Here is a 24,645-nt window from a genome sequence, read left to right as displayed (position 1 = left end):
CCCTGCACACCCGCCAGCCGCCCCCGGCGACATTGACCGCACGGGCCGCCTCGGTACACCGTTACAATTCGTCACCGCCCCGCGTATCTCTCGCGCCAATGCGCCGGCCGACCGGATCTCGCCCCTTCGACACGATGAAAACCATCCTCACTTACGTACTCGGCTTCTGTGCCGTCGCGGCCGGCTGGGTTGCGGTATCGCTGCTGTGCTGGCCCGTCCTGCTCGTGCTGCAGGCACTGACGACGACCGTGTTCATCCCGCATCCGGCCGGCAGCTACATCGGGCTCGGGTTCGTGTCGACCGCGCGCCTCATGGATTTTCCGACGAGCTTCGTCGGCGCCTGTTCGGTGCCGTTCATGAACGTGCCGCTCGGATTCGTTGCGGTGCTCTGGTGGTTCGGCACGGCGCTCATCGTGCAGTCTGCCTACGCGCGATACCGCGTCCCGGTGCGCGGCCGCCCGTCGTCGCGGGCCGTCCTGTGGCGCGGGGCCCGCTCGTTGCTGATCTTCACCGCCGTGCTCCTCGTCGTCGCGACGCCGTTCCTGCGGCGCTACGAAATCGTGACGCAGGATCACCTCTACGTACGGCACCTGTTCGACTGGCACGAGCGCGCGTATCCGCTCGCATCGTTGAAGGAGATCCACGTGGACATGCCCGAATACCGCCGCGGCATCATCACGTGGGACTTCAGGTTCGACGGCGGGAACCGCTTTTCGACGACCGCGCCGGACATCCGCGCGCTCAAGTACCTGCTGTCGAACGCGCACGCATCGACCAACTTCACGGTCGTCGGGAACCAGGTGATGATGCGGTAACGCCCCGCGCCGTCACGCCCGCGCCGCCACCATCCCCCGCTCCGACCGCGTCCACGCGACCAGCGCGCCGATCCCGAGCAGCGCGAGACACACGATCGGCACGATCATCGGCCCGAACGCGGTGCCCGTCACCTTACCCGCGAACGGCATCAGGTTCTGGCTGAAGAAGCCGCCGAGATTGCCGATCGAGTTGATCGCCGCGACGCTCGCCGCCGCCCGCGCGCCGGTGAAGTAGCGCGGCGGCATCGACCAGAAGCACGGATACAGCAGCGGGATGCATGCGCCGCCGAGCACGAGCGCGATGAAGCGCAGCGGCGTCGACGGCAACACAAGGCTCAGCAGGAAGCCGAACGCACCGAGCGCCGCGACGATCGCGATCGTGCGCAGGATGCTCTTCGCCCGGCGCAGCTTCCCCGGCAGCCACACCAGCAGCAGCACCGCGAGCGCCCACGGCAGCATGCTCAGGAAGCCGTTCGTGCTGCTCGACACGCCGAACGATTTAACGAGCGTCGGCAGCCAGTACGTGACGCCGTACAGCGACGTCGACATCAGCATGTAGGTCGCCGCGAACAGCATCACGCGCGGATCGAGCAGCGCCTTCCACGGCTGCCCGTGCTCGGCCTGCACGGGCTTCTCGCGTTCCAGTGCGGCCTCGACGATCTGCTTCTCGCGCTCGTCGAGGAAACGCGCGTCGCGCACCGACGCGGGCAGCACGCGAAACACGACGATCGCGACGATCACCGCCGGAATGCCCGTTGCAATGAACACCCACTGCCAGCCCGCGAGGCCCCACACGCCGTTCAGGCTCAGCAGCACGCCGCCGACCAGCGAGCCGAGCATGTTCGCAAGCGCGCTGCCGAGCGTGAAGATGCCGAGCACCTTTGCGCGATAGCTCTGCGGAAACCACAGCGTCAGGTAATAGATCACGCCGGGATAGAAGCCCGCCTCGGCGATGCCGAGCAGGAAGCGCAGCGAGCAGAACGCAGGCATCGACGTCGTGAAGCCCATCAGCACCGTGATGAGCCCCCACGTCAGCATGATCCGCGCGAGCCACACGCGCGCGCCGTAGCGATGCAGCGCGAGCGTGCTCGGCACTTCGAACAGCAGGTAGCCGATGAAGAACAGCGACGACGCGAGCCCGAACGCGGCTTCCGTCATCCCGAGGCTGTGCACCATCTGCAGTTTCGCGAAGCCGACGTTCTGCCGGTCAATGAACGCGATCAGGAACATCACGACGAGGATGGGCAGCAGGCGCCGCGCCATCTTCGACATGATGCGCTGTTCTTCGGCGGACGCGGGGTCCAGGGTTTCGGTAGCGTTCACTTCAGGCTCCTTGCGTGAATCGGTTGCGTGTCGGTTGAATCGGCGCCGCGCGCAACGAAGGCGCGGGCGCGGGGTGGGTCGATGAACGGGGGCCGGCGGCGCTCAGCCCGACCGGTAAGCGTCGAGCATCGGCGCGAACATCTCGTGCCACGCGCGCGGCTTCGCCTTGATCGTGCCGGCCAGGTACAGGAATTCGACGTAGTCCATCAGTTGGTTCGGCAGCACCGAGAAGCGCGTGTCGGGCGCGGCGAGCATCCGCATCACGTCGTCGTGCGACACGCCGATGCCCGACCCGGCCGCATAGAGCGTGGCCGCCGCGCGCGGGTCCTGCGCGATCAGGCGGTTCGCTTCGTCGAGCGCGCCGAGAAACGCCACGGCCAGCGCGGGCTCCGCATCGACGAGCCGCTTCGGCGCGAACACGACGTCGAGCGTCAGCGGGCCGAGCACGTCGACCGAACTCACGACGCGATGGATGCCCGGCTGCCGCAACTCGAGCGTCGAGAACGGCGGCGACGTGAAATGCGCGGTGACGCCGTTCTCGCGGCGGATCAACGCCTGCATCGCCTGCGGATGCGGCAGGTTCACGGTGATCGAATCGAGCTGCGCGAAATGCGCGGGGCCGAGCTGGCGGCTTGCGACCATCTGCAGCACGACCGCCGACAGCGACGTGCGGATGCCGGGCACCGCGATCCGGTCGGACGGCGTGAAGTCGCGCAGCGACATGAGGCCCGGACGGTTCGCGTTCAGCGACAGCGACGTGGTCGACAGCCCGCTGATGCCGATCACCTCGACATTCGGAATACCGCGCGCCCGCGCCCACAGCTCGATGAAGCCCGGCGCGCCGGCGCCCGCGAAATCGAGCGTGCCGGCCATCATCGCGTCGTTGACGGAATTGCCGCCGTCGAGCAGCACCCAGTCGACCGCGACGTCGCGCACGCCGTGGCGCGCCGCGTGCTGCTCGAACAGCCGCTGCTTCTCCATCACGAGCAGCGGCAGGTACAGCACGCCATAGCCTTTCGAGATCCGGACCGTGCGCGGCTTCGCGCGCACGAGCGACGGCGCGGCGAGCACGCCAAGGCCGGCAGCGATCAGCGCGCGGCGGCGCGGCGACGTCGTCATGCGCGCGCCGCCGGGCGGCGGACGGCAAACGGCGACGCGAAGGCCCGCGTCGCGCCGCGTCGCGCGTTCGTCGTGCCCGTGACATGCTGCATGTTGCCGTCTCCTTGAATATTTCTGGTATTAATGCCGTCCTTGCACCCTTCTTGCGGCTCGACACAGGTTATCGACCGAGTCTGAGAAAATGCTGACATCCCTGCCCCGGGAAAACCCCTAAACCACCCACCTGCAAAACGGCACCATGCGTATTCTCGTCGTGGAGGACGATGCCGAAATCGGCGCGGCGATCCGCAGCCGCCTGGCGCGGCTCGGCCATGCCGTCGATCTCGAGACCGACGGCGCGACCGCGAACGGGCTGCTGCGCGTCGAGCGCTTCGACCTCGTCGTGCTCGACGCGAACCTGCCGGGCATGGACGGCTTCACGGTGCTGCGCCACCTGCGCGCGTCGGGCAGCACGACGCCCGTGCTGCTCGTCACCGCGCGCTCGGCGATCGACGACCGCGTGAGCGGCCTCGGCCTCGGCGCCGACGACTATCTCGTGAAGCCGTTCGACTACCGCGAGCTCGATGCGCGCGTGCAGGCGCTCCTGCGCCGCAACAGCGGCCACGCGAACGACGTGCTGACGCTCGGCGGCCTCGCGATCGACCGCAGCAGCCGCCTCGCGGAACTCGACGGCCAGCCGCTGTCGCTGTCGCGCCAGGAATTCGCGCTGCTCGAGATTCTCGCAAGCCGCCCGCAGCGCATCTTCTCGAAGGAAGAACTGCTGAACCAGTTGTTCAGCTTCGGCAACGAGCCGACCGCGAACGCGGTCGAGCAGTATGTGACGCGCGTGCGCAAGAAGCTTCAGGGCAGCTCGGTCGAGATCCGCACCGCGCGCGGGATGGGGTATCAGATTGCCGCGCACTGACTGGTTCCCGAAGACGCTGTTCGGGCGCACGCTCCTCTTCATCGCGCTCGTCGTCGCGACCGGCGCGCTCGCGCTCGCGGCGATCGCGCGCTACTACGCGGGCGTCGCGGCTGAACGCGCATACGACCAGTTGCTTGCCGGCGCATCGATCCAGGTCGCGGAGAACCTGTACGTGCAGGGCGGCGTGCTCGCGCTGAATCCGCCGGTGGCCGCGCTGTCGACGCTGTCGCGCTACGACCTCGTCTACTACAAGGTCGTCGATTCGCGCGGCGTCGTGGTGGCCGGCTACAGCGATCTCGCGAGCCCCGCGACGCTCGCCGCCGCGAAACAGGGCCCCGCGTTCGCGAACGCCGTCTACCAGGGGCACCGGATCCGCACCGCGACCATCGCGCGCTACATGCCCGAGGAAAGCACGCCGGGCTGGGCACTCGTGACCGTCGCGCAAACCACCAACGCGCGCCAGCAGCTCACGAACGACATGAGCCTCAAGGTGTGGACGCTGATCCTGCTGATGAGCGTGCTCGCGATCGGCGCGAGCGGCCTCGCGATCCGGCGCGGGCTGCGTCCGCTCGCACTGATCGGCACGATCATCGCCGCGCGCGACCCGGCCGACCTGCGGCCGGTGGCCGTCGACACGCCGAGCGAGATCGACGCGATCATCGGGTCGATCAACGGGCTGATACACCGCCTCGCCGAGCGGATCAACGCAATGCAGCGCTTCATCGCCGACGCCGCGCACCAGATGCGCACGCCGCTCGCGCGACTCGACGCGCAGATCGAGCTGCTCGACGGCGAGTCCGATCCCGCGCGTCACGCGGCGCGGCTCGACGCGCTGCGCGCAACCTGCTCGGACGTCGGCCGGCTGACCGGCCAGCTGCTCAATCACGCGATGGTGATCCATCGCACCGAGGCCGTGCCGCTGCAACCCGTCGAACTCGTCGCGCTCGCGAAGAACGTGCTCGGCCGCACGATTCCGCTCGCCGGCGAGCGCGATGTCGCCGTCGCGTTCGCGAGCGACGCGCCGCACGCCTGGATCGACGGCGATGCGATCAGCCTGCAGGAAGCGCTGTCGAACGTGCTGCACAACGCGCTGCTGCACGGCCATGCGGACGACATCGTCGTCTCGGTCGCAAGCACAGGCACCGCCGACGGCGCAGTCACGCTGACCGTCACCGACAACGGCCGCGGCATTCCGCGCGAACATTGGGACGCGGCACTGCAGCCGTTCGTGCGGATCGCGCCGGACGGCAGCGAGCGGCGCACCGGGTCGGGCCTCGGGCTCGCGATCGTGCAGGAAGTGATGAAGGCGCACGGCGGGCGCGTCGGGTTCGCGTTTCCCGATGCGGGCGGGTTTGCGGTGGTGCTGACGTTTCCGCGGGCGGCGGGGATCGTCGCAGACGAAACATAAGGCCAGTTCGGCAAGCCGCGCCGCACCCGCCTGCGCCGGCCTTCAGACCGTGCCGCACCGCCCCGGCTCCGCCGGCACCGCACTGCCGCGCGGCAGCAACGCGACAAACACCCCCGCTGCCAGCACGAACACGACACCGGCGCCCGCATAAAACGCGGGCCAGCCTACTGTCGCGATCAGCCTCGGTATGCCGAGCAGACCGAACGTGCCGACGAGCCGCCCGCTGCTATAGAACAGCGCATACACAGTCGCAGGCTGGCGCCCGGCGGCCCAGCCGAGGATCGCGCCGCCCATGCTGATGGAGGTCCATGCGCTGGCCGCGCCGACCAGCACCGCGCCCGTCGTGGCCAGCGCCGCATCGCCGCGCGCCGCGGCAACCGCAAGCACGGCGACGCTCGCGGTGCACGCCGCGGCCCCAGTCGCGCAGATCGCCGCCGGCCGCCAGCGGCGCGCGGCCCAGCCGGCCGCGACCGCCGCCGCGAGGTTCGCGGCTGGTACGAGTGTGCCGAGCAGCGCACCGATCCGTTGCAGCGGCATGCCGAGATCGACCAGCAACAACCGGTTGAAGTTGAACAGCAGCATCAGCATCACGGTCAGCGCGATCGTCGCGAGCAGCCGCGCGCGCATCGGCGCGTCGCGCAGTGCATCGCGCCACCCCGGCAGCGACCGGTTCGCGATGCGCGGCGCCGCGCGATCGGCCGCGACCAGCAGCGCGACCGGCAACAGCGACACGGCGAGGATCGCGGCCAGCAGCACGAACGTGAGCCGCCAGCCGGCCGACGGATACGCCCACACGAGCACGCCGCCGCCCAGCAGCAGGCCGACCGCCATCCCCCCCATCTTCGCGGCCGCGACGAGCGTGCGGCCCGACGGTGGCGTCTGCTCGACCGTCAACGCGTCGAGCGACAGGTCCATCGTCGCAACGGCTGCCGTCGCGACGAGCCCGAGCGCGAACAGCGATGCGACGGACGGGGCACTCGGCAGCGCGGCGATGCCGAGCGTCGCCGCGACGGCGACCAGTTGCGTCGCGACGATCCAGCCGGTGCGGTGCCCGAGCCAGCGCATCCGCCGCGCGTCGAACCAGGGCGCCCACAGGAACGCGACGCCGAACGGCAGGTACAGCGCATAGACCCATTGCAGCGACGCCAGCGTCACGCCCTGCGCGCGCAGGATCGGCCCGAGGCCGCCCTGCACGAAGCCGAACACACTGCCGATCCCGGCGTAGAGGATCGCGACGACCGTGAGTACGCGCGCGATGCCGGGCGTCGGCGCAACGGCTGGCGGTTGATCGCCGGCGAGAAGAAGTGGTTCGCTCATGGGGCTCCCGTCAAAGCTGCGTCGTCATGCCGATGCCGACGACGCGCGGCTGGCCGACACGCACCGAACCGACACCCGGCGCCCAGCTCTGCCCCGCGACGACGTAGCGGCGGTCGAACAAGTTCTCCGCGAACCCGTACAGCGTCCAGTTCCGGTACGTCCAGCCGACCCGCAGGTTGGCCACGCTGTACGCGGCGAGATTGAAGCTGTTGCGCACGTCGACCGCGCGCGAGCCGACGAACTGCCACGCCACGTCCGCATTGAAGCGCCCCGGCAACCCGACGGCGCCGCCGGGCAATTCGCCGTGCACGCCGAGGTTGGCCGTCGTGCGCGGCACGTTCGACAGCCGGTTGCCCGACCGCGCACCCGTGACGTCGCCGGCGGGCACCGAGCGCAGTTCGCCATGCGTATAGCCGAGCCCAGCCGTCAACCGTACGTAGCGCGACACCTTCGCGCCGAGTTCGAATTCCGCGCCATAGGTCCGATAGTCGAGCGACGCGGGCATGAACAGCCCGCTCGACGGGAAGAACGCGACAAGGTGGCCGTTCTTCACGTCGTTGTAGAACACCGACCCGTCGACGCTGAGTCGCCGATCGAGCCACAGCGACTTGAAGCCGAGTTCGTAGGTCCAGCTCGTCGACGCGGGAAACGACGACTCGCGCCGGCCTTGCGGCCCGTTCACGGTCACGGCTGGAAACCCGGCCGACGCTTCGCCGCGCGACACGGTCGTATAGGTCATCAGCGTATCGGTCCAGTCGAACGTCAGGCCCGCGCGCCCGGTGACGAACGTGTCGCTCAGGCTGTCGTCCTCGCGAAACCGGCTCACGACTTTCGGATTGCCGTTGCCGTCGAACGCATAGCGCGCGTCCTTGCGCTCATAGGTCGCGCGCACGCCCGTGATCGCCTTCAGCCGCGCCGTGAGCGGCCAGCTCGCCTCGCCGAACAGCGACATGCTGTCGGTATTGATGCGGTTGTGCTGCTGGCCGTTCTGCGTCGTCACGAAATTGAACGCGGCCGGCGACGCGACCGCCGACGTGTCGTTCGTGAAGCGCGAATGGAAATAATTGAACCCGGCGGTCCACATCACGGGGCTGTCGTCGTGCGAATTCAGCCGCACCTCCTGCTGGAACGTCGATTCGCCGAAATGCATCTCGGTGTAGTCCGCACCCGGCACGTTGAACACGCTCGCCGGCCGCGTCGACAGCGCCGAATAGATAAGCCCGTCGGTCAGGTCGAACTGCTGGACGTTGCGCGAATCCTGGTAGCTCGTCAGCGACGTGAACTTGACGCGGTCGAACGCGCGCTCGACCCGCACGCTGCCGCCCGCGTCGCGCCAGCGGCTGACCGTAGACGGATCCAGCTCGACCTGCGGGAAATCGGGGTTCTGCAGCAGCACGAAGCGCGGCGCGGTGGTCTCGGTCTGGTCGACGAAGCCCGACACCGTGACCGACGTGCGGTCGTCGGGCACCCACAGCACCGTGCCACGCGCGGCGCCGATCTTCACGCGCCCGTCGGTGCTGCCCGTCGCGAGGTTCGGCACGCTGCCGTTCAGGTTCGACATCCGCACCGCGACGCGCGCGGCGACATCGTCCGACACCGGCCCGTTGCCGATCATCTCGCCGAGCCAGCGGCCGTGCGTGCCGGCTTCCGCGGTGGCCGAGAATTCGCGCTTGAAGGTCGGCTGCTTCGTGATCACGTTGATCGCGCCACCCTGCGTGTTGCGGCCGAACAGCGTACCCTGCGGGCCTCGCAGCACCTCGACGCGGTCAACGTCCATGAAGGTCGGCGGCGCGCCCGTGGTCGCGCGCGGCACGTCGTTCACGTACATCACGACCGATTCGTCGTCGGCCGCGAGCGGCATGAACGAGCCAACGCCGCGAATGCTGAACACGTTTGCATAGGTCGCACCGATATCCGCGAACGCGAGGTTCGGCACCGAACGCGCCAGGCCCGCGTTGCCGGCCGACGGCGCGGCGTCGACCGCGAGATCCACGCCGCTCGCCACCGTCACGCTGACCGGCACTTTCTGCTGCGATTCGCTGTGGCGGCGCGCGGTGATCGTCACCGCTTCGAGCTGTACGCCGGTGGCCGGGTCGGACGAGGTGGAAGCAGAAGCCGGCGACGGGATAGCAGCCGGAACGGCCATCGCGCCGCCCCCCGCGTGCGCGGACAGCGGTACCGCACAAGCGGCCGCTAGCGCAAGCGACAGCGGCGCAATCGGCCTGACCGCGCGACGCACCCCGGCACCGGCGGCGCCCGCGAAGCTGATGAGTGAAACGTTCGGTAAACTGAAGGATTGAACGGGGAATCGATCCGGTGAAGCGATACGCGAAGTCGCCCGGCGGGTCCGGGCAGCACGACTGCAACGACGACTCATGAAACATTCCCCTGCTGATGCTCCGTTCTCGACCGGCCGGCAACGGCCTCGCCGCGAACCCCTTGAAGCGTGGTGGTAGTGGTTGGAATGGGTGATGCGATTCACGCGCAACCCGCATCGCGTGCGATCAGGCGCGCATAGCGTCCGTCGCGCGCGACGAGTTCGGCATGCGTACCCTGCTCGACGACGCGGCCTTCGTCGAGCACGACGATGCGGTCGGCCTGGCGGATCGTCGATGGCCGGTGCGCGATCATCAGCACCGTGCGATGCCGGCGCAGCCGCGCGAGCGCGTCGTGGAACGCGCGCTCGCTCTCCGTGTCGAGGCTCGACGACGCTTCGTCGAGCACGAGCACGGGACTGTCGCGCAGCAGCGCGCGCGCGATCGCGATCCGCTGCCGCTGGCCACCCGACAACTGCGCGCCGCGCTCGCCGACAACGGTCGCATAGCCGTGCGGCAGACTTTCGATGAACTCGTGGACGTGCGCGACCCGCGCCGCGTCGCGAATCGCCTGCGCGTCCGCGTCGGGGCGCGCGAACCGCAGGTTGTCCTCGATACTGCCGTGGAACAGCACGATGTCCTGGAACACCGCGCTGACCTGCGCGCGCATCGCCGCCAGCGGCAGGTCGCGCAGGTCGACGCCGCCGATCCGCACTGCGCCGCGCTGCGGGTCGGCCATCCGCGTCAGCAGCGCGCCAAGCGTCGACTTGCCGGCGCCCGACGGCCCGACGACACCAACGAATTCGCGCTCGCCGACCGCGAACGACACGCGCTCGAGCGCGAGCCGGTCACTGCCCGGCCACGCAAACGTCACGTCGTCGAAGGCGATGTCCGAGCGCGCGCCCGGCGCGCGCGGCGACGCCGGCTCGCGCACGGGCGGTTCGGCATCGAGCAACGCGGCGATCGGCGCGGCCGCGCTCGCGGCACCCCACGCGACATGGAACGTCTTGTCGAGCCGGTCGACCGGCCGGAACGCCTCGCGCGCCAGGAACAGCGTGATCAGCGCGGTCGTCGCAGGCAGCGCGCCCGACGCCGCACGCGACGCATTTAACGCCGCCACCAGCGCGATGCAGCCAAGCCCGAACAGGCCCGTCACGCCGTTGCGCATCAGCGTGGCGTAAAGAATCCCCATCGCCTCGCTGCGCAGGTCAGCCGCCGCGGCGACCAGCGCCGCGCGGCGCGTGCCGGCCGCGTCGAACGCCTTCAGCGTGGCAATGCCCTGCAGGCTGTCGAGCATCGTCGCGCCGAAGCGCCCCATCGACGCCATCAGCCCCGATGCCTTTGGCCGGCACAGCCGCAGCCACACGCGATCGACGACGGGCACCGCCAGCACGCAGGCGGCGAGCACACTCGCGGACAGCGGATCGAGCCACGCGACGGCGCCGATCACGCCGGTGCAGCCGACAAGTGCAACGCAGACGGCCGGAATGTAGCGGCCGTAATACGTCTCGAGCGCCTCGACGCCGCCGATGATGGTGTGCTGTAGTTCAGCGGTACGACCCGCGCCGCCGTCCGCGCCGAGCGCCAGCGCCTGCGGCAGCAGCCGCGCGCGCAACCGTGCCTTGGTGCGGCTCGCGGTGCGCAGCGCCGCGACTTCGCCGGCCCACATCAGCGCGATCCGTGCGAGCGCGAACGCCGCGAAGCCAAGCACCCAACCGAACACGTCCGACGGCGACGCGCCCGACAGCACGGCCGCGATCCCGAGCGCAATGCACAGCGCCTGGGCCGCGTAGCACGCGGTGACGGCCAGCCCGATCGCGACGCTCGTCGCGATATCGGCGTAGACGACTCCCGCGAGTCGCCACAATTGAGTTTGCATCTGATTCCCCTTCATCTGGATACCTGATCGATACGGCTCGCGCTGCACCGTGATGACGCGTCTGCGATGCATTGGTCAATCTGCCGTGCGGTCGCCCGTCACGCAGTGCACGGGCACACCCTTCAGCGGCGTGGCCGTGACACCGACGAGCCCCTGTTCGGCGAGCAGCGCCCTGACTGAGGCGACCGGATAGCAGTCGCCCGCCTGCGTGAGCCCGAGCATCTGGGCGGCGAACAGGCGCGGCACGGGCTCGCTCGCGGGCGGCGCGTCCGAGATCATGAAATCGCAAACCGCGATCCGCCCTCCGGGCGCGAGGAGGCGGCATGCGCGCGCGAGCAGCCGGCGGCATGCGTCCTCGGCGAAGTGATGGAGGATCTGGCTCAGGATGACGAGGTCGTACTGCCCCGGAATCTCGACGTCGAACAGATCACCGCCGACGAACTGCGCGCGCGCCTCGACACCGAATTCGTGCGCGGTGCGCGCACACGCGTCGCGGATCGACGGCCAGTCGACGCCGCAGACGGTCGCCTTCGGCTGCGCCTGCGCGAACGTAAAGCCGTAGATACCGTTGCCACAGCCGAGATCGAGTACGGCGACCGACCGGCGCGCGGCGGCCCACGGCGCGAGCAGATCCGCGACGCGCCGCGCCGCGCGGTGCGGCGGCTCGTGTCCGCAATGCCGACCGCGAACTCCTGCCAGTACGGGTGATCTGCGGCCTCGAGGCTCGACGGCAGCACGCTGCCGCCCGCCACGACGGCGTCCTTGAAATGCCGGAACGTGTCCCACATCAGATCGGCCGTATAAACGCTCGAAAGGCCGCCGATGTAGTGCGGCGACGCGGTCACGAGAAAGCGCTGCGACGTCGGGTTCAGTGCATAGCGTGCACGCGCGGCGTCGTGGTCGACGAGCTCGAGCCCGGCCAGCGCATCGAGCAGGATCCGCATCCCGCGCGCGCTGGCCTGCAGTTCGCCGGCCAGTTCGGCCGCACCGCGCGGGCCAGCCGCCAGCCGGTCGAACACGCGCAACTCGATCGCCGCACGCAGCACACCGGCACGCTCGACGCCCATCAGCAGATCGAGGATCGGCGCCGCGGACAGCGCGGGTTGCGCGCCCGGCAGGCAGGTCGCAAGCGCAGCCTGTGCGGTCGCGACTTCGCGCGCGAGCGTCGCGCGATCGACCTTGCCCGACGGTGCGAGCCGCAGCCGCGGGCACGGCACCACCGCGTCGATGCGCTTGCTGCTCTCCACGCCCCCGTCGTCGAGCAGGAAGCGGTTGATCGCGTCAAGCGTCGGCACCTGGCGGCCCACGCGCGGCACGACGCACGCACAGAGCCGCACGACGGCCGCATCGCCCGCCGCCTGCACGACGGCCACGTCCGCGACGTCGGGATGCCCGTGCAGCAGCATCTCGATCTCGACGAGATTGATCTTCACGCCGTTGCGCAACACGGTATCCGCACGGCGGCCGACGATCTGCAGATAGCCGGCCGCATCCATCCGGCCGCGATCGCCGAGCCGCACCCAGCCGTCCGCCGCGCGATTGCGTTCGTTCAGTTCCGGCGCGCCGTAGTAGCCCATCGGCGTCATCGGCCCGCGCGCCCAAATCTCGCCTTCGTCGCCCGGGTCGGCATCCCGGCCCGCATCGTCGACGATCCGCACCGTGACGACCGCCGGATCGGGCCGCCCGACCGTCGCGACGACCGTATCGAAATCGTCGTCGAGCGCGGTGTGACACGCGACGCCGTCCGCCGAGCCGTACGACTGGATCAGCGCGCAGCCGATCATGTCACGCACGCGCCGCGCGGTTTCCGCGCTCAGCGCCGAACCGCCGCTAACGATCGCCTTCAGCGACGACAGGTCGGGCGCATCGTCCCCGCCGTCCACGAGCAGTGGGCTTTCGAGCAGCATGTCGACCATGTTCGGCCCCGCGAACAGATGCGTAACGCGCAGCGCGGCGATCGCGAGCAGGGCGGCGGTCGGCTCGAACCGCTCGAGATTAACGAGTGCACCGCCGAGCGCCGCGAGCGTGCACGACGTGCCGAGCGAGCCGAACGGGGACGCGAGCGACACGCAGAACATCGCGCGTATCAACGAAACATCGGCGCCGAGGCTCTTCAGGTACGACGCCTGCCCGCCAATCAAGCCATTGTGCGAATACAGCACAAGCTTCGGCTCGGCCTCTGAACCCGACGACGCGATCAGCCGCACCGGGCCGTCCGGGTCGAGCACGCCCGCACGGTACGGATGCGGCTCACGCTCCCAGCAGCGATCGAGGTCAGGCCAGTCAAGATAGCGCGCGCCGTGCACGAACACGCGTTCGAGCACGGGCAGTTCGTCGCGCAGCCCGTCAACCAGTGCCGCATAGTCAATGTCGCCGACCCGCCGCTGGCAGATCAGCACCTTCGCGGCCGACTTCGCAAGGAGCGCACGGCTCTCGTGCCGCTTGCGGCCGATCGGGTAAGGCAGCACGATCGCGCCGAGCGCAGCGGCGGCCAGGTCGACCGCGCAGGCACGCCAGCCGTTCGGCAGGTTGACCGCCACGACGTCGCCCGCACGCACGCCACATTCGTGCAGCGCGGTCGCGAGCCCGAGGCTGCGCACGCGCAGTTGCGCATAAGTGAGCGCGATGCCGCCGTCGGACACCGCGAGCGCGAGCGGGTGCGCATCGGCGTAACCCGCGAACGCGCCGAACAGGTCGCGCCCTGCGTAAATGCCGGCGTCGGCCCAGGCGCGCCGCAGCGCGGCGGGAACGTGGTCGCGCACGGCGCCGGATTCCGGAACGGCGCCGCGCGACCGGGCGGCGGAAAGCGTGGAGTCGAATGTCATCGAAGCGTCTCAGTGTGAGTGAAGGTCCAGGGACAGGTGACGGACAGGCGGTCGGCTTCACGCCGCACGCTGCCCGCCAGGAGCGGATGGGCCGCGACGTCGGCCGCATCGGCCGCGATCGCGACGGCCGGCACGTCGTGTGCGGCAAATTCGCGCTGCCAGTGCACGGTGTCGTGCACGGCGAGCGCGGCGGCGAGACGCTCGGCCGCATCGTCCGGCACCACGCCGTACACGGCACCGCACAGCCTCACGAGGCACACCGCGCCGCGTTCGCCGGGTGGCACATCGATCATCAGGCGGCCGTCGCGCGTCGCGTACGCGGCCGGCAGGCCCAGCGCCGCGGCGAGTGGCTCGGCATCGGCACGCGGCGCAGCCGCCGCTTCGTGCGCGTGCGCAACGAGCAGCGCCGCGGCACCCGTCATCGCGGAATCGAACCCGCGCGCGCGGCCGTCGACGGCGCGCGCGTAGAGCGCGGCGGCCACGCCCTCGGCCGCCGCGACGCCGCCCAGCACGTCGACCAGCGTCAGCAGCGCGCCGCCGCTTCCGTACGGGCCACCAATCAGCGCCGCCAGGCCGCTGTGCGCCTGCACCATGAAGTCGGTACCGACCGGATCGTCGTGCGCCGGCTCCCGCCCGGCGCCGGATGCCGACGCGTAGACGAGCGCGGGCGCGACCCGCGCGAAATCGGCCGCCGTCAGTTCGAGCCGCGCGGCGCGGCCGGGCGCCCAGTTGTGCAGGAACACGTCAGCGTCGCGCGCGAGGTCGAACACGCGGTCGCGCCCGGCGCGCGTGTGCAGATCGAGTTCAATGCATTCCTTGCCGCGGTTGATCACGTCGAAATGCGCGGACACGCCACCCGCCAGCGGCGGCATCCCGCGCATCGGATCGCCGCCGGGCGGCTCGATCTTGATCACGCGCGCGCCGAGCAGGCGCAGCACGTGACCCGCGAGCGGCCCCTGGATCAACCGGCAGGATTCAAGCACGGTCATGCCGGCGAGCGGCCGGCCGGGCACCGCCGGCACATCGCCGCGCGCGAACGGCGGCGTACCGGCCGGCTCCGCCGCCGGATCGAATTGCCACGGGCCGCCCGCGCGCCAGCGCGCGTCGCGCGGATCGTCGCGCAGCGCGGCCGCATCACGCACCGCGCTCACATAGGTACCCGTATCGCGCGCAATCGCGCACAGCGACGCATAGTCGAGCCGGGCCACCACGCGAAACAGGCCGGCCGGCAGCGGCGCACACGCCTGCGTGTAGCGCAGCATGAACGGGCGCCACCCGGCCGCGATGTCGTCCGCGGCAGCCCCCGCACGCTGCCAGAAGTGCCCCCATGCGTCCGGGTCGAGCGCTTCGAATTCGAAGCGCTCGCCGTCGCCGCTCTCGAACGGCGGTGGACGATCGTTCTCGTCGCGCGGCGGCTGCACGGGCTGCCCGGCGTGATCCATCGCGAGGTACTGGCCCATCGCGAACAGCGCGGCATCGGCAAGACAAAGCGACAGCGCGGCAGGCGGCGCTCCGTCGCGTCCGCGCTGGGCAGCCAACGCGGCCAGCGCGGACGCGGACGCGAGCGACGCGCCGAGCGTCGACACGTAGTCAACGCCGAGCGACCGCCACGCGTGCTCGGCACGCGCATGCCAGCCAGTGATGCCGGTCGCGGCCTGCAGCAGCGCATCGGACACGGGCGCGCCGGCCGCCGGCCAGCCGCGCAGCGACACGTCGACGCGCGCGCCCGACGCATCGGCAAGACGCGCGTGAATCATGTCGCAGCCCGTGGACGCCACGTCGTCGGGAAAGGCGCAAACGCGCCGCAGCGGCACGCACTGCGCGCCGAACGCCGTCATCCGCCGTTGCAGCGCGCTCAACGCCGGCGCGAAGCCGGGCGGCGACGCCGACAGCGCCAGCCGTACATCGCCTAGCGGCAGCGCCGCAAGCCGCGCGGCATTTCGTTCAATGTCGGTCATAGGCATGGATGTTGATCTGGCCCCGGTCAGGGGGAAACACACCACTTCCCGCCCATCCAGCGGCGGCCGCGACCCCGCCGGGGTACGCGCCGGCGCTGCCGGCGGACGACAGCGCCATCAGTTGATGGTCGACATCCACAATGATATTTTACTAATTAATGAGAATCATTCTCATTTCATATGGATATCGGCGAATTTCATATGCGGGCCGGGTGAAGCCGTTCCATCGCCAAAACTTTGTAGCTAGTCTTGCGGACATCGAGGCGCTTGAGATTTACCGAAACGTCCGGTCTACCGTGGAGAACCTGAGAGGAGTTGTTCGGATGCACGCACTGACCATACCCAGCGCGTCCGCAATGGACGTCGCCCCAAACCAGACCTGGACCGTCGCACGCGGGGACGCCGAATGCGGCAGCTACGCGGTCGAACGCCTGAATTGCGAGCCCGGCTTCTCGGTCGTGCGCTCGAGTGTGCTGTCGGAGCGCGCGCTGACCGAGGCCTGCAGCCACGACGGCGCCGAACGCCAGCTCGTCGTCACGATCGGCCTTGAAGGCGACTCCGAGTTCTGTGACCGGCGCGGCGAGCGCCTGCCGTTCTCGTCCGGTCACACAACGGTGTCGGTGTTCCGCAGCGGCGGCGGCGAACGCCGCTTCGCCGCAAACCGGCTTGTGCGGCAGCTGCGGCTCGTCGTGTCGGAAAGCACGCTGTCGAACTTCGTCGGCGCGGACCGATGCCGCGAGTTGCTCGGCCCGATGCTCGGCCATTTCGAAGGATTCCGGCAAGTTGCATTCATGGCGAACGGTACGAGCCCGCACCTGCGCTTCTTCCGGAATCCCGACCTGCTGCAGCAGGACGGCCTGAGCCTGCGCATCCACGCGCTGAGCCTGCTCGCCGACCAATTGAGCACGATCGCACCGGCGCCCGTGCAGACCGGTCGCCTCGGCGCGCGCGACCTCGACAAGCTCGCGCACATCGAGGCGTTCATGCGCACGCACCTCGACAAGCCGCTCAACAACGCGTACCTGTCGGCCTCGCTCGGCATCAGCGAATACAAGCTGAAGGAGTGCTTCCGCCAGGCCTACGGCACGAGCCCGGCACAGCATCTGCTCGAACTGCGGATGCACCGCGCGCAGGAGCTGCTCGAAGCCGGCCACCAGGTGGCCGAGACGGCCTATCGCGTCGGCTATCAGCATCCGAGCAATCTCAGCGCCGCGTTCACGCGTTTCTTCGGGTGCACGCCGAAGTCCGTCCTCGGCAACCGATCCTGCCGAGCCCTCGTCCGATGCGCCGAATGTGCCAGCCATGACTGACCTGCATGCCACACCCGCCCACGCCGCCGGCCGGCGCGAGATATTCCTGAACCTCAACGAATCGCCGTTCGGCCCGTTCGACGAAGCCGAAGCCGCCGCTGCGCACGTGCTCGCCGAGGCGGGCCGTTACCAATTCCCGCTCGTCGAACGGCTGCGCGAAGCGATCGCAGCCGCTCACGACGTGCCTGCCGGCTGGGTGTCGCTGTATCCGGGCTCGAATCGCGCGCTGCATTACGCGACGCTCGCGTTCACCGCGCCCGATGCGCCACTCGTGCTCGCCAGCCCCGGCTACCCCGTCTGCGAACAGGCCGCCCGGCTCGCGAACCGGCCCGTCCGCCGCGTGCCGCTTTGCGCGGACGGCGCGCACGACGTCGCCGCGATGTGCGAAGCCGCACCGCGCGGGCTGATCTATGTCGCCAACCCGAACAACCCGACCGGCACCGTGACGCCGCGCGACGCGCTGCGACACCTGCTGAGCGACCGCTGGCCCGGCACGACCGTGCTCGTCGACGAGGCCTATATCGAGTACAGCGACGAACCGTCGATGCTCGACGCGGTACGCACGGACCCGGGGCTGATCGTCGCGCGCACGTTCTCGAAGATCTACGGGATGGCCGGCCTGCGGCTCGGCTATGCAGTCGCGCAACCCGACGCCATCGGACACATCCACACCATGCCGCCGCACGATGTGTCCGTGCCGGCCGCCGCCGCGGCCCTCGCGAGCCTCGCGCTGCGCGACCGGCTCGGTGAGCGCAAGGCGTACACGGCGGCCGGTCGCGACGATCTGATCCGCTGGTTCGCCGCGCACGGCCTCGCGTGCCTGCCGTCGCGCGCGAACTGCGTGATGGTCGATCTCGGCCGCGCCGGCCCGCCCGTGATCGCGGCGCTCGCCGCGCGCGGCGTGCACGTGGGACGCAGTTGGCCCGACATGCCGAACTGGATACGCATCACGATCGGCACGCGCGACGAGATGGACGCGCTGAAAGCGGCCCTCGCGCACGTGCTCGCCGAACCGGCCGGACGCGACACCGCCTGAACGCGCCCCGCTCCCCGTCATTCCGCTCCACCGCCTATCGACGATCCGCCATGAAACTACCGCCTCTCGTTACGACGCTCGCACCGCTGTTCGGCGACGAGCTGACTCGCTACAGCCGGCACATCCTGCTGCCGGAACTCGGCCTGACCGGCCAGCAGCGCCTGAAGTCCGCCCGCGTGCTCGTGGTCGGCGCGGGCGGGCTCGGTTCGCCCGCGCTGCTCTATCTCGCCGCCGCGGGCGTCGGCACGCTCGGCGTGATCGATTTCGACCGCGTCGACGTGTCGAACCTGCAGCGGCAGGTGATCCACCGGATGTCGACGGTCGGCATGCCGAAGACGGCAAGCGCGCGCAACGCGATCGTCGCGCTCAATCCGCACGTCGACGTGCGGGTGCACGACGAGCGGCTCGACAACGACAACGCGATCGAGCTGTTCTCGCAGTACGACCTGATCGTCGATGGCACCGACAACTTCGCGACGCGCTACCTCGTCAACGATGCTTGCGTGCTGGCCCGCAAGCCCTACGTGTGGGGCTCGATCTACCGCTTCGAAGGCCAGGCGTCGGTGTTCTGGGAGGACGCGCCCGGCGGCGCCGGCGTCAACTACCGCGACCTCTATCCGGAGCCGCCGCCGCCACATCTCGCGCCGTCGTGCACCGAAGGTGGCGTACTCGGCGTGCTGTGCGCGTCGATCGCGTCGATCATGGCGACCGAGACCGTGAAGCTGATCACGGGCATCGGCGAATCGCTGCTCGGCCGGCTCGCCGTGTACGATGCTCTCGACATGCGCTACCGCTTCCTGCCGCTGCGGCGCGCGCCGCAACGACAGCCGATCGTCGCGCTCGACGACTACCCGCATTTCTGCGGCCTCGCGACGCTCACCGAACCCGTGCGTGTACCCGCGATCGATGCGACCGCACTCAAGCAACTGCTCGACGCGGGTCTGCCGTTCGAGCTCGTCGACGTGCGCGAGCCGAACGAATGGGAACTCGTACGCATTCCCGGTGCACGGCTGATGCCGAAGCAGCAGTTGCTGGCCGACGGGCTCGCGAAGCTCGAGCGCACGCGCCGCACCGTCGTGTACTGCAAGGGCGGCGCACGCTCGCGCGACGTCGTTCAGGCGATGTGCCAAGCGGGCTTCACGGACGTCAGCAACCTCGACGGCGGCATCCTTTCGTGGATCCGCACGGTCGATCCGTCCCTGCCGCAATACTGAGGCGCCGCCGATGCTGACCCTGCCGACCGACGTCGTCGACACGATCGTCCGCCACGCGCGCGCAGCGCATCCGCTCGAATGCTGCGGCATCGTCGCGGGCACGGCCGACGGCTCGCCGCCATCGCGCGTGATTCCGATGCACAACGCAACACAGTCGCCGACCTTTTTTCAGTTCGACGCCGCCGAGCAGCTGCGCGTCTGGCGCGACCTCGACGCGCGCGACGAGACGCCGGTCGTGATCTACCACTCGCATACGGCGTCGGCCGCGCGACCGAGCCGCACCGACATCGATTACGCGGCTGCGCATCCCGATGCGTACCACCTAATCGTCGCGACCGACCCGCGCTTCGAACCCGCGCTCCGCTGCTACCGGATCGTGGACGGCATCGCGACCGAAACGCCGCTGAGGATCAGCGCATAGGCACCACCCGGCTTCACCTGAACGACGCATCCAACAAAACATTAAGGACTACAAATGGCTATCATGATCTGCATTCCGACCATCATGCGAACGCTGACCAACGACCGGAAGGTCGTCGAAGCGCAGGGCGACACGCTGCGCGCCGTGATCGACTCGCTCGAGTCGACGTATCCAGGTCTGCAACAGCGGCTCGTCGAAGACGACCGGCTGCACCGCTTTGTCAACGTCTACGTGAACGACGACGACATCCGCTTCAGGGGCGGGCTGTCGGCTGCCGTCGCGGACGGCGACACCATCACGATCCTTCCGGCCGTCGCCGGGGGCCGCTACTGAACGCGGCCGCCGCGACGTCTCTCCTGCCCGAGGAGCCGATCATGCAGCAATGTCCTTTCATGAGCCCGCCTGGCGCGGCGGCCGCGAAGCCGCGGCCGGGCTTGCGCTACAGCGGCTATCTGCAGCTCGACAGCTTGCTCGACAGCCAGTCGCCGCTATCCGGCACGCACGACGAGATGCTGTTCATCATCCAGCACCAGACAGCGGAACTCTGGATGAAGCTGCTGCTGCACGAGCTGACGCGCGCGTGCAAGCAACTTCGCGCATCGCAGCTTCCGCAGGCGTCGAAGACGGTCGCCCGCGCGCAGCGGACCATGGATCATCTCGTGCACAGCTGGAACGTGCTCGCGACGCTCACGCCCGTCGAATTTCTCGCGATGCGCCCCGCGCTCGGTTCCGCGTCCGGCCATCAGTCGTTCCAGTTCCGCGAGATCGAGTTCCTGCTCGGCAACAAGAACCCGGCGGTGATCGGCGATCACGATGCGCACCCGGCTGCGCACGACGCACTGCTCGCGCGGCTGCACGCGCCGTCGCTGTACGACGAGGCGGTCGGCGCGCTGGCGCGCGCGGGTTTCGCGATCTGCCGCGCGCGGCTCGATGCCGATCCGACCGGGTCAGTCCGCTACGACGCGTCGGTGGAAGCCGCTTGGTGCGCGGTGTACCGCGACACGGATGCGCACTGGGCACTGTACGACCTCGGCGAACGCCTGATCGATCTCGAGGAAGGCGTGCGCCAATGGCGCTTCCGACATATCGGCACCGTCGAACGCACAATCGGCCTGCGCCGCGGCACGGGCGGCAGCGACGGTGCGAGCTACCTGCGCAGGACGCTCGATGTCGTGCTGTTTCCCGAGCTGTGGCAGATGCGCACGGCGCTCTGACTCGCCCCCCTTTTCCACGGTTACCGACATGCACGATACCGTTACTCCCTCTCCCGGCCGGCCCGCGTCGCGCGGCCGCCTCGCGATCGCCGGCGCAGGGCTGGCCGGCACGCTTGCCGCGTGTCTGCTCGCCGCGCGCGGCTGGCGCGTCGATGTGTTCGAGCGGCACGCCGACCCGCGACGCCACGGCGACGCGGGCGGCCGCTCGATCAATCTCGCACTCGCGGAGCGCGGCATCCACGCACTGCGCGCCGCGCAGCTCGACGTCGAAACAATGCGCCACACGGTCGCGATGCGCGGCCGCATGGTGCATGCGACCGGCGAATATCCGCACCTGCACCCTTACGGACGCAACCCCGGCGACGTGATCTGGTCGATCCACCGGGGCCGGTTGAACCGGCTCCTGCTCGACGCGGCAGAGCGTGCCGGCGCGCGCGTGCACCACGGCGTGGCCGTCGAGGACGTCGATTGCAACGCGCGCGAACTTGTCCTGACGAACGGACAGCGCGCCGCCTTCGATCTGCTGATCGGCGCGGACGGCGCGGATTCTCGGGTGCGCGCCGCGCTGTCGCGCACGGTCGATCTCGGCATCGATTGCGAACGGCAGCCGCACGGCTACAAGGAGCTGGAGATTCCAGCGGCACCTGGCGGCGGATTTCGCATCGAGCCGAACGCGCTGCATCTGTGGCCGCGCGGCGGCTACATGTGCATCGCGCTGCCGAATGTCGAAGGGAGTTTCACCACGACGCTGTTCCTGCCGGTCGACGCGGACGACGACACCGGCACACCAAGCTTCGCGCAGCTGCCCGACGGCCGTGCCGCACGGCGGCTGTTCGAGCAGGCGTTTCCCGACCTGTCCACGCACGTGCCGGCACTCGAAGCCGATTTCGATGCGCATCCGGTCGGCATGCTCGCCACGCTTCGGTTGCAGCGCTGGCACGCGCACGGGCATACCGTCCTGCTCGGCGATGCGGCGCACGCGATGGTGCCGTTCCACGGCCAGGGGATGAACTGTGCGTTGGAGGACGCCATCGCGCTCGCGCGCCAGCTCGATGAACACCCGCACGATCGGCGGGCCGCGCTCAACGCGTTCGAGGCCGAACGTCGACCAAATGCGCTGGCGATCCAGGCGATGGCGCTCGATAACTATGTCGAGATGCGGGCGCGGGTCGCGACGCCCGGCTATGCACTCGAACGCGAGCTGTCGGCGTGGCTCGCCGAGCGCCATCCCGCCCGCTTCGTGCCGCGCTACAGCATGGTGACATTCCAGCACGTGCCGTATGCGCTCGCGTACGAACGCGGCAAGATCCAGGCCGACATCCTGCGGGCCGGCACGGCCGGCTGCGATGCGTTCCGGCAGATCGACCTGCGCGCAGTCGAGCGCGACCTGTTCGACCGTCTGCCCGAGCTGTCCGCCTCATGAGCGCCGCCACGATCTTGCCCGGCATCGTCCGGCCCGCCTGGCGTCGGCTCGATGCAGCCGAGCGCGCTCGCGAGTATTCGCCGAGTTCGAAAGCGCCGGATTTCCGCAACACGCTGTCCGACTATCGCGCGCGCAGCCGCAACGCGGCGCGCAGCCTCGCCGCGCCGACGATCCTGCGCTACGGCACGGATGCCGCGCAGCGCATCCTGCTGTTCGAGCCTGCCGGCCGCACCGCCGACGTGCTCGTCGCCTATTTCCACGGCGGCTACTGGCAGGAGCTATCAGCCGACGATTCGCTGTTTCCGGCGCCCGCGTTTCTCGGCCAGCGCGTCGCGTACGCAGCCGTCGGCTACACGCTCGCGCCGCGCGCGACATTGCCCGGCATCGTCGAGCAGGCAGCCGACGCCATCGCCGCGCTGCGGCGCTTCATGGCCGCCCCACGCATCGTCATTGCCGGCAGCTCGGCGGGCGCCCATCTGGCCACGATGCTGCTGACGCTCGACTGGCGCACGCGCGGACCCGACTCACCACCGTTCGACGGCGCGATCCTGCTATCGGGCATCTACGATCTGCGCCCGCTCGTCGGCACCTACATCAACGATGCGCTGGGGCTCGACGAACGCGCCGCCTTCGCGCTGAGCCCGCAGTACCTGCCGATTCACACGCGGGTGCCGGTGACCGTCTGCTGGGGAGAACATGAGACCGACGAGTTCCGGCGGCAGAGCCGCAACCTGGTCGGCCGCCTCGCACGCGGCGGCATGCTGTGCGCAGCCGGCGAAATAGCCGCGCGGAACCACTTCGACCTCGTGTTCGACCTCGGTGTGCCCGGCACGCCGCTCGACCGCCGGATCGCGCCGCTGCTCGGCCGTGGCGGACGTTGACGCGCGCCCGCCGCAGCGCACGGCCGACGCGTTACGCGAGCGCGGCGATCCCCGCGCGGGCGACTTCCGCATCCTCGGCCGACTTCACACCCGATACGCTGACAGCGCCGACGGTCTCGCCATCAACGACAATCGGCACGCCGCCCTCGAGAAAACCCGCCATCGGCGCGCTGAGGAACGACACGCGACCCTGCATCACGATGTCTTCGTATATCTTGCTCTCGCGCCGCCCGAGCACGGCCGTACGCCCTTTCGCGATCGCCATCTCGACCGAACTCGGCGTTGCGCCATCGAGCCGCTGCAGGTGCAGCAAGTGGCCGCCGTCGTCGAGAATCGCGATCGTCACGGGCCAGTGGCGGGCCAGCGCGAAAGCCTCCGATGCAGCGGCGATCTTCTTCACGTCTTCACTCGTCAATACGGGTTTTGTTTTCATTTCCGGTCGCTTTCCCTGTTGGATTCGATGATCTTTTACATAGTTATCCAAATCAAAAATATAGCGTAAACGGTAGCCGACATAACGATATTCGGCAATACTCTCGATACGTGAACGGCAGTTCGACGGCAAGCACGTCGAATGGAACGACGCAAAAAAGGCGCGTCGGTTTCGACCGACAGCCCCGTCGCGGTCACGCCTTGTGCGTCGACAGCAAGATACTCGTCTCCGTATTCGCGATCCCGTCGATCAGCCGGATCGCGCCGAGCACGCGATCGAAATGCTCGAGCGAATCGGCATGCAGTTCGGCGACGAGATCCCAGCGGCCGTTCGTGCTGTGGATCGACGCGACGTTCGGATGCCCGCGCAGCACCTTCACCACTTCCGCGCCGCGATTGCCCTGCACCGCGATCGACATCAGCGCGCGGATCCGGTGCCGCTCGGCCGCCGGCTTGAGCCTCACCGTATAGCCGACGATCACGCCGTTTTTCTCCAGTCGCGTCAGCCGGTTCTGCACGGTCGCGCGCGCGACGCGCAATTCCTTCGCCAGTGCGACGACAGGCAGTCGCGCGTTGTCGCGCAGCAGCGCAATGAGCTGCCGGTCGACGTCGTCGAGCGTGATCATGAACGGGCCTTCCTGTTGTGCGTGGACCGGCCGCCAGCGTGCCGGAGGCTGCGCATTCCGACCAGCGAAAACCAGACAAACTGCCGAAATTGGCTGGCATTCTGCCAAGTCTATCGATAAATCTGCCACTTTTGCTGTCTTTTTGTTGGCTCGACTCACGGAAATAATGACTCCATCGACCGGCCGGACAAGCCGCGCCGCCGCTTTCCCGGAAGCCCGGGCCCG

Annotated in this window: 20 protein-coding genes and 1 pseudogene; 11 read left to right on the top strand and 10 right to left on the bottom strand. The window is 69.3% G+C overall.

What is annotated here, in order from left to right:
- Positions 1–134 precede the first annotated feature (134 nt).
- Positions 135–815: a hypothetical protein gene (locus BFF94_RS00275; RefSeq protein WP_128844462.1), complete on the top strand. Its 681-nt coding sequence runs from the start codon at positions 135–137 to the stop codon at positions 813–815.
- 12 nt (positions 816–827) lie between these two features.
- Here BFF94_RS00275 and BFF94_RS00270 read toward each other — a convergent pair whose 3' ends face one another.
- Positions 828–2,138, bottom strand: a complete 1,311-nt coding sequence (locus tag BFF94_RS00270; RefSeq protein ID WP_128844460.1) for an MFS transporter — start codon at positions 2,136–2,138, stop codon at positions 828–830.
- Between the two features lie 102 nt (positions 2,139–2,240).
- A complete protein-coding gene (locus BFF94_RS00265; RefSeq protein WP_219138811.1) occupies positions 2,241–3,257 on the bottom strand; it encodes an ABC transporter substrate-binding protein in 1,017 nt (338 codons plus the stop codon).
- Between the two features lie 238 nt (positions 3,258–3,495).
- On the opposite strand from BFF94_RS00265, the gene BFF94_RS00260 reads away from it, so the two are divergent.
- Positions 3,496–4,161, top strand: a complete 666-nt coding sequence (locus BFF94_RS00260) for a response regulator transcription factor (RefSeq protein ID WP_128848510.1) — start codon at positions 3,496–3,498, stop codon at positions 4,159–4,161.
- Positions 4,148–5,569 (top strand): sensor histidine kinase, encoded by a 1,422-nt coding sequence (locus BFF94_RS00255; protein ID WP_128848513.1) that lies wholly within the window; start codon positions 4,148–4,150, stop codon positions 5,567–5,569. The genes BFF94_RS00260 and BFF94_RS00255 overlap by 14 nt, the downstream gene beginning before the upstream one ends.
- Positions 5,570–5,611: 42 nt before the next feature.
- On the opposite strand, the gene BFF94_RS00250 is transcribed toward BFF94_RS00255, so the two are convergent.
- The 6 genes and pseudogenes from BFF94_RS00250 to BFF94_RS00225 all read right to left on the bottom strand — a co-directional run bounded on the left by BFF94_RS00250 (position 5,612) and on the right by BFF94_RS00225 (position 15,863).
- A complete protein-coding gene (locus tag BFF94_RS00250) occupies positions 5,612–6,886 on the bottom strand; it encodes an MFS transporter (RefSeq protein WP_219138810.1) in 1,275 nt (424 codons plus the stop codon).
- A gap of 10 nt (positions 6,887–6,896) precedes the next feature.
- Positions 6,897–9,104 (bottom strand): TonB-dependent receptor, encoded by a 2,208-nt coding sequence (locus BFF94_RS00245; RefSeq protein WP_128847473.1) that lies wholly within the window; start codon positions 9,102–9,104, stop codon positions 6,897–6,899.
- A gap of 260 nt (positions 9,105–9,364) precedes the next feature.
- Positions 9,365–11,080, bottom strand: a complete 1,716-nt coding sequence (locus tag BFF94_RS00240; protein ID WP_219138809.1) for an ABC transporter ATP-binding protein/permease — start codon at positions 11,078–11,080, stop codon at positions 9,365–9,367.
- A 75-nt stretch (positions 11,081–11,155) separates the two neighbouring features.
- On the bottom strand, positions 11,156–11,866 hold the full coding sequence (locus BFF94_RS37705; RefSeq protein ID WP_246637194.1) for an SAM-dependent methyltransferase: 711 nt from the start codon (positions 11,864–11,866) through the stop codon (positions 11,156–11,158).
- Positions 11,867–11,934: 68 nt separating this feature from the next.
- Positions 11,935–13,905: pseudogene (locus BFF94_RS00230) on the bottom strand (AMP-binding protein); the annotation flags it as partial.
- Positions 13,902–15,863, bottom strand: coding sequence for a CoA transferase (locus tag BFF94_RS00225; protein WP_219138808.1), 1,962 nt, complete (start codon positions 15,861–15,863; stop codon positions 13,902–13,904). The gene BFF94_RS00225 and the pseudogene BFF94_RS00230, both read right to left, overlap by 4 nt.
- Before the next feature lie 356 nt (positions 15,864–16,219).
- Between BFF94_RS00225 and BFF94_RS00220 the strand changes: the two genes are divergently transcribed.
- The 8 genes from BFF94_RS00220 to BFF94_RS00185 are packed head-to-tail and all read left to right on the top strand — an operon-like array spanning position 16,220 to position 23,362.
- Positions 16,220–17,173: a helix-turn-helix transcriptional regulator gene (locus tag BFF94_RS00220; RefSeq protein WP_128842634.1), complete on the top strand. Its 954-nt coding sequence runs from the start codon at positions 16,220–16,222 to the stop codon at positions 17,171–17,173.
- On the top strand, positions 17,166–18,209 hold the full coding sequence (locus BFF94_RS00215) for an aminotransferase class I/II-fold pyridoxal phosphate-dependent enzyme (protein ID WP_219138807.1): 1,044 nt from the start codon (positions 17,166–17,168) through the stop codon (positions 18,207–18,209). The genes BFF94_RS00220 and BFF94_RS00215 overlap by 8 nt, the downstream gene beginning before the upstream one ends.
- A gap of 50 nt (positions 18,210–18,259) precedes the next feature.
- Positions 18,260–19,423, top strand: coding sequence for a molybdopterin-synthase adenylyltransferase MoeB (gene moeB, locus BFF94_RS00210; RefSeq protein ID WP_128842637.1), 1,164 nt, complete (start codon positions 18,260–18,262; stop codon positions 19,421–19,423).
- A 10-nt stretch (positions 19,424–19,433) separates the two neighbouring features.
- On the top strand, positions 19,434–19,844 hold the full coding sequence (locus BFF94_RS00205; protein WP_128842638.1) for a M67 family metallopeptidase: 411 nt from the start codon (positions 19,434–19,436) through the stop codon (positions 19,842–19,844).
- A 54-nt stretch (positions 19,845–19,898) separates the two neighbouring features.
- Complete coding sequence (locus BFF94_RS00200; protein ID WP_128842639.1) at positions 19,899–20,177, top strand: MoaD/ThiS family protein; 279 nt, start codon at positions 19,899–19,901, stop codon at positions 20,175–20,177.
- A 41-nt stretch (positions 20,178–20,218) separates the two neighbouring features.
- The gene (locus BFF94_RS00195; RefSeq protein WP_128842640.1) at positions 20,219–21,058 is read left to right on the top strand and encodes a tryptophan 2,3-dioxygenase; all 840 of its coding nucleotides are present in this window, start codon (positions 20,219–20,221) and stop codon (positions 21,056–21,058) included.
- 28 nt (positions 21,059–21,086) lie between these two features.
- The gene (locus BFF94_RS00190) at positions 21,087–22,481 is read left to right on the top strand and encodes an FAD-dependent oxidoreductase (protein WP_128842641.1); all 1,395 of its coding nucleotides are present in this window, start codon (positions 21,087–21,089) and stop codon (positions 22,479–22,481) included.
- Positions 22,478–23,362, top strand: coding sequence for an alpha/beta hydrolase (locus BFF94_RS00185; protein WP_128842642.1), 885 nt, complete (start codon positions 22,478–22,480; stop codon positions 23,360–23,362). The genes BFF94_RS00190 and BFF94_RS00185 overlap by 4 nt, the downstream gene beginning before the upstream one ends.
- Positions 23,363–23,393: 31 nt before the next feature.
- Here the strand turns inward: BFF94_RS00185 and BFF94_RS00180 are convergent, their stop codons facing one another.
- Together BFF94_RS00180 and BFF94_RS00175 are read right to left on the bottom strand one after the other, a co-directional pair.
- Complete coding sequence (locus BFF94_RS00180) at positions 23,394–23,795, bottom strand: GlcG/HbpS family heme-binding protein (RefSeq protein ID WP_128842645.1); 402 nt, start codon at positions 23,793–23,795, stop codon at positions 23,394–23,396.
- A gap of 193 nt (positions 23,796–23,988) precedes the next feature.
- Entirely contained in the window at positions 23,989–24,420 is a 432-nt protein-coding gene (locus BFF94_RS00175; RefSeq protein WP_006479718.1) for an Lrp/AsnC family transcriptional regulator, read from the bottom strand.
- Between the last annotated feature and the right edge of the window lie 225 nt (positions 24,421–24,645).

The organism is Burkholderia catarinensis, assembly GCF_001883705.2.
Taxonomy (GTDB): Bacteria; Pseudomonadota; Gammaproteobacteria; order Burkholderiales; family Burkholderiaceae; genus Burkholderia; species Burkholderia catarinensis.
This window is presented reverse-complemented; position numbering and strand designations above follow the sequence as displayed.